This window comes from Clostridium lamae (assembly GCF_033043255.1).
Taxonomy (GTDB): domain Bacteria; phylum Bacillota; class Clostridia; order Clostridiales; family Clostridiaceae; genus Clostridium; species Clostridium lamae.
This window is the reverse complement of the sequence record NZ_JASCQJ010000025.1, coordinates 36,425-49,129: the sequence shown is the minus strand read 5'-3', so window position 1 is coordinate 49,129 and position 12,705 is coordinate 36,425. Positions and strand designations below refer to the sequence as shown.

9 protein-coding genes are annotated in these 12,705 nt (G+C 29.0%); 2 read left to right on the top strand and 7 right to left on the bottom strand.

Annotation, left to right across the window (positions count from 1 at the left end; all coding sequences use genetic code 11):
* On the top strand, window positions 1-292 hold a 292-nt coding region (locus QK892_RS12355; protein WP_317273841.1), incomplete at its 5' end, for a hypothetical protein.
* A gap of 78 nt (window positions 293-370) precedes the next feature.
* A complete protein-coding gene (locus QK892_RS12350) occupies window positions 371-1,726 on the top strand; it encodes a M28 family metallopeptidase (RefSeq protein WP_317273840.1) in 1,356 nt (451 codons plus the stop codon).
* A 23-nt stretch (window positions 1,727-1,749) separates the two neighbouring features.
* On the opposite strand, the gene QK892_RS12345 is transcribed toward QK892_RS12350, so the two are convergent.
* The 7 genes from QK892_RS12345 to recD2 all read right to left on the bottom strand — a co-directional run bounded on the left by QK892_RS12345 (window position 1,750) and on the right by recD2 (window position 12,686).
* Complete coding sequence (locus tag QK892_RS12345; protein ID WP_317273839.1) at window positions 1,750-3,612, bottom strand: NAD(P)/FAD-dependent oxidoreductase; 1,863 nt, start codon at window positions 3,610-3,612, stop codon at window positions 1,750-1,752.
* A gap of 208 nt (window positions 3,613-3,820) precedes the next feature.
* A protein-coding gene (prfB, locus tag QK892_RS12340; RefSeq protein ID WP_394855029.1) for a peptide chain release factor 2 occupies window positions 3,821-4,922 on the bottom strand; the annotation gives its coding sequence in 2 pieces (ribosomal slippage) (window positions 3,821-4,843 and window positions 4,845-4,922; 1,101 coding nt in all).
* 254 nt (window positions 4,923-5,176) lie between these two features.
* Window positions 5,177-7,690: a preprotein translocase subunit SecA gene (secA, locus tag QK892_RS12335; protein ID WP_317273837.1), complete on the bottom strand. Its 2,514-nt coding sequence runs from the start codon at window positions 7,688-7,690 to the stop codon at window positions 5,177-5,179.
* 171 nt (window positions 7,691-7,861) lie between these two features.
* Entirely contained in the window at window positions 7,862-8,407 is a 546-nt protein-coding gene (hpf, locus tag QK892_RS12330) for a ribosome hibernation-promoting factor, HPF/YfiA family (protein ID WP_317273836.1), read from the bottom strand.
* 397 nt (window positions 8,408-8,804) lie between these two features.
* A complete protein-coding gene (locus QK892_RS12325; protein WP_317273835.1) occupies window positions 8,805-9,449 on the bottom strand; it encodes a ComF family protein in 645 nt (214 codons plus the stop codon).
* A complete protein-coding gene (locus tag QK892_RS12320) occupies window positions 9,422-10,444 on the bottom strand; it encodes a hypothetical protein (RefSeq protein WP_317273834.1) in 1,023 nt (340 codons plus the stop codon). Before QK892_RS12320 ends, QK892_RS12325 begins: the two co-directional genes overlap by 28 nt.
* 10 nt (window positions 10,445-10,454) lie before the next feature.
* Complete coding sequence (gene recD2, locus QK892_RS12315; protein ID WP_317273833.1) at window positions 10,455-12,686, bottom strand: SF1B family DNA helicase RecD2; 2,232 nt, start codon at window positions 12,684-12,686, stop codon at window positions 10,455-10,457.
* Between the last annotated feature and the right edge of the window lie 19 nt (window positions 12,687-12,705).

The following is a 12,705-nucleotide window of genomic DNA, read 5'->3' as shown; positions in this document are numbered from 1 at the left end:
ATTTTTCATAATATTTATAATTTTAAATCAATATTATATCATAGAGTTTTCTGATACTCTTAAGTATATAATCTATTTTTTAACTTTAATTTTGATATTAATTTCTTCTACAAAAGAAATAATAATAAGCAAATCGGGATTAACTAAATTTATAAACTGTATAATTCTGTTTAGTTTTATAGTGGGTGGAGTCTTTTCTATAGTTACTTATCAGATAAATGTATTTGTTTATATTTGTATGTTATTTGCTTTTATACATGGATTTATAGATCTTATTTATAAGAAAGCTTAAGTTTTCATAAATTATATTTGTTATATTTTAAAGCCTTGAATAATAGTATTAATTATAACTATTTTTTGAGGTATTTTTATGAAGAAAAAATTATTTTACTATTTATCCTTGGTTACTACACTTGTTTTATTATCTCTATCAATATTTTCAAATTTTACATATTCACCATTTGACGCTGATAATGTAAAGCAAAGCATAGCCATATTGTCATCTGACACATATGGAGGCAGACTTGCTGGTAGCAAGGAAAACTCACTCGTTGAAGAATTAATAAGAAAGAACTTTCAAGATAATAAACTTACTCCACTTAATGATAATTATAAGGAGAGTTTTAAAGTGATTTCTCCTATAAATAATAACACCAATCCATATTTAAAAATTTCTTATGATGATGGTTATCAGGAAAGTCTAAAGTATGGTGTTGATTTCAAAGAAGATATGATTAATTTCAAAAATACTACCTTAACTTTTTCTAATGAAGATAAAATTATTATATTTTCTAATTATATCGAAGTAGAAACTGATGATGGAAAATTTCTTTTTTACTTAGCTCCTAATAATAATTTCTCTTTCAGGAGTTCCTTTATATCTGAATTTCCTTATAATATGATGGTATTAATAAATACTGAATCTTATAATAAAATTTTGAATTCTTTAAGAGAAGGAGCAGAAATTTCAGTTAATATTCCTTTTTCAACAGAGGAAAAAGAAATCTCTAATATTGTAGGTGTTATTGAAGGAACCTCTAAAGAGCTTCCTCCACTCGTTTTAACTGCACACTTTGATCATTTAGGTAAGGATGCCCTTAAAAATGTTTATGGAGGTGCTTTAGATAATGCTTCTGGTATATCTTTTATACTTGAAATTCAAAGAGTACTTACAACCTATGGTAAGCCAAAGAGAGATATTATTTTTGTTGCGCTAAATGCTGAAGAATTTGGTTTGCTCGGCTCTAAATCCTTTGCCCAAAAAAACATTGATAAGCTAAAAGGAGCGGAAGTAATTAATTTTGATATGATTGGAAGTGATGGTTTTCCGCTTACTTTAATGATGGGTCAATCATATAAGGATAAGGAGTCAGATCTCCTTAATTCAATTACAAAGATAGCTAAAGATAATAATATTGAAACAAAGGTAGCCTACGAAAATTCAAGCGATCATGCAAGCTTTAATGAATTAGGAATAGAATCCTTAAGTTTTTGTCATAGTGATTTAAGTAAAATTCATACTCCTGAAGACACTGTTAATTATATTAGTGTAGATGCTATTGATAGTGCTTACAGTATTATAGAAGATAAAATACTTGATTCTTCTTATGGTATAGTAACTAAATTTTTCTATGGAAAAACTTCAATATTTATATTTTCTGTTCTATTTAGCTTCTTAGCATCTTCACCATTTATTACTTATCTTAAAAAGAGAAAAATAAAATAAAAGAGCTGCCTAGGCAGCTCTTTTTATATTTCTATTGCAACTTCAAATCCTTCAGCAACTGCATGTTTTATACGACGAGGTGATACTGCATCTCCAATAACTCTAATATCATTTATTTTTAAATCCGTCTTCTCTTTTAAATTTTCTAAGGATTTAAATCCCAATGCTAGTACTACTGAATCTGATTTAACTTCTTTAACATTTCCATTTGAATCAGTTAAGATAACTTTATCATCACTAACTTCAGTTAATTTACTTCCTGTAATTATTTCTACCTTATTTGCCACTAACATTGTACTAAGGGCTAATAAATTATTTGATGCCATTGGTTCCGCTAAGATACTATCTTTCATTTCAACTATAGTAACTTTTTTACCCCTTTGAGATAAATGTACTGCTGTCTCACAACCAACAAATCCACCACCAACAACGATTATATCTTCACCCAATTTGCTATCATCTACAAGTACATCGATAGCTAAGTGAACATTTCCTTTTTCAATACCATTTATCTTTGGAATAAGCGGCTCACTTCCTGTACTTATAATAAGTACATCTGGATTTTCTAACAATATCTCTTCTTCAGTTGCTTCTTTATTTAATACTACGTTTATCTTAAGTTTATTTAATTGATTTTCATAATACTTTATTAATCTCTTTAAATCATTTTTAAAGTTAGGTGATGATGCTGGAATAAGATTTCCACCTATTGATGAACCCTTTTCCCAAATAGTAACTATATGACCTCTAGTAGCAGCTGTAATTGCTGTTTGCATCCCACCAGGTCCTGCTCCTATTATAAGAACAGACTTTTTAATTTCTGCTTCTGCTATTTTTTCGCCTTCTCTTCCGCAAAGAGGATTTACACCACAGCTAACTGGATTTCCAGATAATATAGAAAACATACATTCATTACATCCTATGCAAGGAACAATTTCTTCTTCCCTATTTTCCTTAACTTTATTAGCCCACTCTGCATCAGCTAAAGAATAATGCCCTAGTGCTACAAAATCAGCTATTCCATCACTTATAATTCTTTCAGCAACCTCTGGATATCCTAATTTGCCATGACCTATTATAGGTATATCTACTTCTGACTTTATTAGTTTTATATATTTTTCATGTAGCGCTGGTTCTTGATATATAGTAGGTATTGCATTTTGCCAGCAAGCATGACACCCAATATCTACATGTAATGCACTAGCTCCTGCATTTTGTAAATACTTAGCCATCCTTATTCCTTCTTCAATTTCACGTCCACCATTAATTAAGTGTGTTGGAGTAAATTTATATATAACTGGATAATCTTCTCCACATGCTTTCTTAATTCTTTGTATTAATTCCGCACCTATTTTCATTCTACCTTCAAAGCTTCCACCATATTCATCTTCTCTAGAATTCCATAAAGCTGAATGGAATTGATCAATTAAGTATCCACCATAACCATGTATTTCTATAGCATCAACTCCAGCTTTCTTTGCTAAAAATGCTGCTTTTTCAAAAGAATTTAAAAGTCTCTCAATTTCCTCTTTAGAGTACTTAGGATTATTTTCCCCTACATATCCTATCTTCCCAATACCTAAAGAGAGTTGAATACATAATTTTGAATCAAAAGAATGTATTTTATCAGCCAATTCTTTAATTCTTCCAACCTTATTTTCATCATTTAATAAAAATGAACTTTGAGGCTGCTCAAACTCATCTGAAACTACAGTAGCTCCTGTAATTATAAGTCCAGTTCCCCCCTCTGCTCTAGCAACATAATAATTAATTGCTTTTTCTGAGAATCCAAAATCGTCATCTATATAATCGATTCCCATAGGTGCCATTGCAATTCTGTTTCTTAAAATTATTGTTCCAATACGTCCCTCATTAAATAATTTCATTTATATCTCCCACCCCTAGTTATTTTTTTAACAATAAAACAAATAATATATCTGTTATATGTCTATTTCAATTGTATATTACTTAAGTAATTAAATCAATTTGTTTTAATCACTTTGTTTTATTATTAGGTGAAAAGAAGATAGATATTATATCCTTGCGACCTCTTAGCCTCCAAATCGCCAAAATATAATATCTATCTCCTTACATTTATTTATTATTTTTTAAGTATGCAGTAATAAAATTATCTATTTCTCCATTCATTACAGCATTTAAATTTGCAGTTTCTTCTCCAGTTCTATGATCCTTCACCATATTATACGGATGAAATACATAAGATCTTATCTGGCTTCCCCATCCCATATCCTTAAGCTCACCAGTTAAGTCTTCAATTTTTTCTTTATGTGCTCTTTCTTTTAACTCAATAAGCTTAGATTTAAGCATTGACATGGCAGTGTCTTTATTTGAAAATTGACTTCTTTCACTTTGACATTGCACAACTATACCTGTAGGTAAATGTGTTATTCTTATAGCAGACTCTGTTTTATTAACATGCTGCCCACCAGCTCCACTTGCTCTATAGGTATCTATTTTTAAATCTTCATTCCTTATTTCAATGTCTTGATCCTTTGTAAGCTCTGGCAGAACTTCTACGGATGCAAATGATGTTTGCCTTTTACCGTTTGCATTAAATGGAGATATTCTTACAAGTCTATGTACTCCTTTTTCAGCCTTTAAATACCCATAAGCAAATTCACCTTTAACCTTTAATGTAACACTTTTAATTCCTGCTTCGTCACCTTCTAAATAGTCAATAGTTTCAACTTTAAAACCTTTCTTTTCACACCATCTAGTGTACATTCTTAATAACATCTCAGTCCAATCATTTGCATCACTACCACCTACACCTGCATGTAATGTTAGTATTGCATCATTTCTGTCATATTCACCAGATAATAAAAGTTCTATTCTATATTCTTCAACATCTTTTTCTACACTTCTAATTTCTCTAATTATTTCATTTATAGATTCTTCATCCTCTTCTTCTATCAAATCTGATAAAATTTCTACATCTTCCACTCTTGTAACTATAGAATCGAATCTATCAATCTTATCTTTAATTCTCTTACTTTCCTTTGTGACTTCTTCTGCCCTTTTTATATCATCCCAGAATCCTTTTTCTTGCATTTGTAAGTCTAATTCTTGTAATTGTTTTTCTAAAGCTTCCTTGTCAAAGAGAAGCCCTCATTTCTTCTATAAATTTTTTAATATCATTAAGTTTTGCTAATTCTGCTTCTAACTTAATTATCATAATATCACACCTTTTTTATAATTTATAATGCATAATGCATAATTGATAATTGTTGATGAAATTCAGTAAACTGAATTTCCTTATTTAAAGTTTTTTAGTTAATAGGTAAGAGTGAATAGTTAAAAGATAAGAGTTAAGGAAAAAAAACTCCCAAGGGAGTTTTTTAATTTATAATTTGTAATTTGGAACAAATTACTTCCTTAATTATTCACTATTACTTATTAGTTTTTACTTAGGTTGCCCTAATGCAAACACTATGCTTCTCTTCCATGGCAGTTTTTATATTTCTTTCCACTACCACAAGGACAAGCATCGTTTCTTCCAACCTTATTTTCATTTCTAGCAGGTTTCTTTTTAGCATCTCCTTCGTCGCCACCATGGCTTGCTGAAGTTTCTTCTGCTACTCTTTCTCTTTCAACTGGTTTTTGGATTTGAATGTGATATAAGAATTTAACTGTATCTAGTTTTATTCCTTCTATCATTTCTTCAAACATAGCACTACCTTCCATTTGGTATGCTTGAATTGGATCCATTTGCTTATAAGCTCTAAGTCCAATACCTTGTTTTAAGTGATCCATATTATCAATATGATCCATCCACTTTTGATCAACCACTCTTAAAAGTACAACTCTTTCAATTTCTCTAAAGTGTTCTGCACCAAATTCTTCTTCTTTTTTATGGTAAAGGTTAGTTAATATCTCTAATAACTTTTCTATAATTTGATCATTAGATAAATCAATTAAATCTTCAACTTTAACAAGTTTATGTGGTAAACATATATCTTCTAAGTAATGTATTAATTTTTCTATTTCATCATTAATACCATCAGTTATATTAGCTAAATGTAATTTAACTGCATCAGTAACTACATCCTTAATCATTTGATTAATTTGATCTCTTAAGTCTTTACCTTCAAGAACTTCTGATCTTTGCTTATAAATAACTTCTCTTTGCATATTCATAACATCATCATAGCCAATAAGGTTCTTTCTTATATCAAAGTTGTTTCCTTCAACTTTCTTTTGAGCATTTTCTAAAGCCTTACTTACCATTTTATGATCAATAGCTTCATCTTCTTCTAGCCCTAATTTATCCATTAATCCTTGAATTTTTTCTGAACCGAATATTCTCATTAAATCATCTTCAAGAGAAATATAGAATACTGATTCCCCAGCATCTCCTTGACGACCAGATCTACCTCTTAATTGGTTATCTATTCTTCTTGATTCATGTCTTTCGGTACCGATTATCTTTAATCCACCAACTTCTTTAACACCTTCACCTAACTTAATATCTGTACCTCTACCAGCCATATTAGTAGCTATAGTTACACTTCCTAATTCACCAGCATGAGATATTATTTCAGCCTCTTGTTCATGATATTTAGCATTTAATACTTGGTGTTTTACTCCTCTTTTCTTTAATAATGCAGATAAATACTCTGATTTTTCTATACTTACTGTACCAACTAATACTGGCTGACCTTTTTTATTAGATTCTATTATATCTTCAATAATAGCGTTGTATTTACCCTTAGTGTTTTTGTAAATTAAATCACTTTTATCTATTCTTGCAACTTCCTTATTAGTAGGAACAACTATAACGTCTAGAGCATAAATTTCTCTGAATTCATTTTCTTCAGTTAAAGCAGTACCTGTCATACCTGATAACTTTTGATACATTCTAAAGTAATTTTGGAATGTAATAGTAGCTAAAGTTTTAGATTCTCTTTCAATCTTAACTCCTTCTTTAGCTTCTATAGCTTGGTGAAGACCATCTGAATATCTTCTTCCTTCCATAAGTCTTCCTGTAAATTCATCAACTATTATTACCTGACCATCTTTAACCATGTAATCTTTATCTCTCTTCATTCCATAGTTAGCTTTTAAAGCCTGAGTAATATAGTGTTGTAATTCTAAATGATCTGCATCTGCATAGTTATCTATTCCAAAAGCTTTTTCAGCTTTAGCAACTCCAGAGTCAGTTAACATTACTGAATTTGCTTTTTCATCAATTGTATAATCTGTTTCAGCTAATAATTGTTTAACAAAATTATCTGCAACATTATAGAATTTTGTTGATTTTTCCCCTGCACCTGAAATTATAAGAGGTGTTCTAGCTTCGTCTATAAGAATTGAGTCAACCTCATCCACAACTGCAAAGTTTAGTTTTCTTTGAACCTTTTCTTCCTTATAGATTACCATATTATCTCTTAAGTAATCAAAACCGAACTCATTATTAGTTCCATATGTTATATCTGCTGCATAAGCTTCTCTTCTTTGATCAGAAGTTAGCCCATGAACTATACAACCTGTTGATAAACCAAGGAAATTATATAATTGTCCCATCCATTCAACGTCTCTTGTTGCTAGGTAATCATTAACTGTTATTAAGTGTACACCTTCTCCTGTAAGAGCATTTAAATATAAAGGAAGCGTTGCAACTAAAGTTTTACCTTCCCCTGTTTTCATTTCGGCAATTCTTCCTTGATGAAGAACCATTCCTCCTATAAGCTGAACTCTATAATGTTTCATTCCTAAAGTTCTCCATGCAGCTTCTCTACAAACTGCAAATGCTTCTGGTAATATATCATCTAACGTTTCACCATTTTGTAGTCTATTTTTAAATTCATCTGTCTTAGCTCGAAGCTCATCATCTGATAACTTTTGCATAGCTTCATCTAATTCTTCTATTTTATCTGCAATTTTTTGTAACTTCTTAACTTCTCTCTCACTATATGATCCGAATATTTTTTCCAAAAATCCCATTCTAATTTCCCTTCCGTTTGTATATTTAACAAATTTATCTGTTATAGAATTTCATTTATAAATTATACCATTTTATTAACAATTAATTCAACAAATATGTGACTATTTAATAAAATTATAACTAAAAAAGGAAGTGCTTATACACTTCCTTTACAATTTTAAAATAAATATCTAAATGTAATCTGGTTCTAATAAACCATAGTCTCCATCTTTTCTCTTATAAACAACATTTACTTTGTTTCCATCAAAATCTTGGAATACGAAGAAGTTATGTCCTACTAATTCCATTTGAAGTATAGCTTCTTCTACTGACATAGGTTTTATACTAAACTTCTTAGTTTTTACAACTTTTCCATTTTCTTCATCTAATGCGTCTTCTTCATTTTCAAAAGCCATTTCTTCTATTTGTGTAAATCTTAAAGATTCATTAATATTTCTAGATAGCTTAGTTCTTTGCTTTCTAATTTGTCTTTCCAACTTATTAACAACTAAATCAATTGACTTATACATGTCTTCTGTTGCTTCTTCTGCTCTAAGTATAACTCCATTAAAAGGTATTGTAACTTCTACCTTTTGTTTGTTCTTTTGAACTGATAAAGTAGCCTTTGCTTCGACATCTGGATTAAAATATCTTTTAACCTTAGATAATTTTTTTTCTACCATATCCTTTAACGCAGGTGTTGCTGTAGTATTTTTTGCTATTACTGAAACTCTCATAAAAGTTCATCCCCTCTCTATAAGCCTAAAGCTTAAACAGTAGAATTATTAATTTATTTGTTTATAAACCTATTATACTATTAGAAATCGTTTTTATCAATATAATTATCCTTAATTTTCAGAATGTTAACTTTTTTCAATTTTGTAAAAAAAAATAGCCATTAGTAATCTAATAGCTAACAATGTAAAAATAGCTGACCTGGATTTTGACCCCACACTCGCCTACTGGAGCTTTTGCTACTAGGACTTAACCCCTCACTACTAACCCTCTCAATTTCTTGGTAGGACTTACTTCTACACCGCACCATGCTCATTTAGAATTTTTCTAAACTTACGTGGATCGTTTTGCCTGCGACTAGCATCGACTTTCATCCACAGACCTATCTTTACTCTATTATTATATATAACTTTTTGCAACTGTCAATAGTTTTATTGAAACTGCACCATTAGCTTTGAGTAGTTTTTCACATTCATATAAAGTTGCACCAGTTGTCATAACATCATCAATAAGTAATAGTTTTTTATTTTTAATCTTTTTATCTGTCTTTAAACTAAATGCATCTTTAATATTTTTAAATCTATCTTCCCTTGACAAAAGCTTTTGCTCTTTAATATTATTATTTTTTATTACATCACTGCAAATATTAATATCTAAATGTTTCTTTAACTCATTAGCTAAATATTCACATTGGTTGAAGCCTCTATTCTTTATCGCACTTTTACTGCTAGGTATAAAAACTATATAATCTATATCCATGTTATTATCTATAATTATTTCACATAAAAATTCCGCTAATATAGATCCAGCAACAAAGTTTTTATTATATTTAAACTCTAATATAAGCTTTTTAAGAACTCCATTATAATACCCATAAGATAGAATATTATCTTTCTCTTTAACTCTTTTTATCCTACTTTTACAAATAGGGCATACTCCCACGAACTCACTTTCACAAATTATACAGTTATTTTTAGGAGGATAAATAATATCTAATAATTCATCCTTTAAAGAAATTAGTAGTTTAACAATCCCTTTTCCCATATATTTTTATTATATCTCCTTGTTATATCCTTGGCTAAGTCCATATTTTGAGAAATATCCTTAGCAACTAACAGAACTTCACCTATATTTTTATAATTGGTATTTTTGCCTACATCAGCACAAAAATATACTATTTTTTTATAACTATAAAAATCTTCATCTGCAAAAAGTACGACTATATCTATATCCTCTTTTTCAATTGAATATTCCCTTATAAAATTCGTAATAATAAATGTACTTTTATTTTTAAAATTATACAAATTGTCTATTTGCTTAGTAGAATCATTCTTTAATAATTTTATTACCTTTGCATCCTTGATTTTTATTTCATTAGAGTAGTAATTATATACCTTATTAGTTTTTTCTTCTGTAGGAACATAAATTATTACCCTTCTTTTATTGTTCCTAAACCACATTAGGTAATCATATAGAGTATAGGGCATATCTTCATCTAGCTTTACTCTAGTTGTTATTATTCTTGGTTCTATAAAAACCTTATTTCTTACTAAATCACTAATCTCAATAGATGTTCCCATATTTATAATCCTGTCTATTGAATAAGATATTATTCTTTTAGAATAAATATATAGATATTCTATTCCACCCCTTATTTCTTCCTTAGACATTTTAGAATACTTGCTTATATCATCAATAATACAGAGATCATAGTTATATTTTATATCTTTTATCATTTCAAAATTTATAAAAACTAAATTTTCAGTCCCATCCTCACATTTATTACAAGAATAGTTAAAATCTATATTCTCTTTTTTTAACTCTCTTAATATTTCATTATTACATTCTTCTCCATTCCATATATATAGGATCTTTTTATTCTCTTTAATTAATTCCTTTATAATATTGATAAAAATTAATGTTGTATTATATGGATTGGTTGTTATGCTTAGTATTTTTGATTGCTTGTTATACCACTTATTGATTTTAGAGACACAATTATTAAATTCTTTCAAGTTTATTAACCTACTATCTAACATTGAATTTCTCCTATTCACTGAATATTTCATTACTAGTTATATCTACAATCCTATTTTTTAAAGAGGAATATCTATTTATACTTCTATCATTAGTAATCATATATTGTAATGCTTTCGGAATTCCTACAACAACTACCAACTCTTTTGCTCTCGTTATTGCAGTATATAATAAATTTTTATTCATTAATAGTGGTGATCCCATAAATGCTGGAGTAATTATAACTTTAAATTCACTACCCTGACTTTTATGAATAGTTATTGCATAAGCTAACTCTAGCTCATCTAGATATATATAATCATAAATAACTTTTCTTTCATCATCAAATATAACAGTTAGGGTTTTCTCTTCATCATTAATACTCTCTATAAAACCCATATCTCCATTAAATACTCCTACCCCTTCATTATCTCCATTACCATTAATTCTAACCCACTTCAATGAATAATTGTTTTTGATTTGCATTACTTTATCACCTTCTCTAAAGGTGACTTCTTTTAATTCTTTTTCTTTTTTACTTGGCGACTTAGGATTTAATATATTTTGTAATTCATTATTTAAATTCTGAACTCCAAGTATTCCTTTTCTAGTAGGAGTTAATATTTGAATATCTCTATACTTATCCCAACTAGTATTAAACTTAGGAAGCCTTCTATTTATTAAATCTATTATAGTATTAAGTATTTCGTTAACATCTTCCTTATTTTCAAAGAAAAAATCTCCATCTTTTCTATTTAATATTGGCATTTCACTATTATTAATCTTATGCGCATTAGTTACTATTAAACTTTCTTTTCCTTGTCTGAATATATCTCTTAATCTAACAACTTTTATAAACTTACTCTCAATCAAGTCTTTCAATACATTTCCAGCACCTACTGAAGGAAGTTGATCTACATCACCAACTATAATTAATCTAGTTCCTAATTTTATAGCTTTAAGTAAAGTATGCATTAACATTATATCTATCATAGATGCCTCATCTATTATAATAACATCAGCTTCTAAAGGTTCACTTTCTCCTAATTTATAATAAGATTTACCTTCATCACTTACTCCCATTTCGAGTAATCTATGTATTGTCTTGGCTTCTCTTCCTGTAGATTCAGTCATTCTTTTTGCAGCTCTACCAGTAGGAGCTCCTAACACTACCTTCATATTATTATTTTCATATATTTCTATTATAGCTTTTATTATAGTAGTCTTACCTGTCCCAGGGCCTCCTGTAATTATTTCTATCCCATTATCAAAAGCACCTATTATTGCCTCTCTTTGCGAAGGTGCAAAAGTTATATTATATTTTTTTTCAAAAACACCTATTTCAAATTCAATATCAGAATTTATATTTCTAAAATTCTCCATACTTAGAGTTATAATTCTATTAGTTACACCTAATTCACAATAATAATACGGCAATGCAAAAACAGAATCTACCCCATCTATCTTTTCTACCTTTATTTTAGAATCTACAGATAAATTATATAAGCTTTCATTAACCATTTCAGCTGAAGCCCCTAATATTTTACTTGCTTCTTTAACTAAATCATCCTTTGGCATATAAGTATTTCCAGAAGCAGAAAATTGATTTAATATATATCTGATTCCACTTTGGATTCTAAAAGGAGAAGTTGGCTCAATCCCCAGACTCTTTGCGATTCTATCAGCAGTAATAAAACCAATACCACTAATTTCATCAGAAAGTATATATGGATTTTCTAAAATTATTTCTTTGGCATTCGGTCCAAAAGTCTTATAAATCTTTATACATTGATTTGTACTCATTCCATGACCTTGGAAAAACATTACTATGTCCTTTAAATCCCTTTGCTCTAAATAGGATTCCTTTATAATCTCAAACTTCTTTTCACCTATTCCTTCTACACCTTTTATTTTATCTATATCTGTATCTAAAATCTCTAAAGTTTTCTCTTTAAATCTTTCTACTAATCTTTTAGCTGTAATTGGCCCTATTCCTCTTATTATTCCAGTGGCCAAATATCTTTCTATACCCTTTGTAGAATTTGGTAGTATTTCTTCATATTCTTCAATATTAAATTGTCGTCCAAATTGCTTATGAATTATCCATTGACCTTTTAGCTTAACATGTTGACCTTCTTTTATAAAAGGAACTACTCCAACTGCATTTACTACTTCTTTTTCTATTCTTATTTTAGTTACTACATATCCTGTATCATCACTTTTAAATACAATAGATTCAACTATTCCATTTATACAATCTTCCATGTTACATTCTCCAAATCTA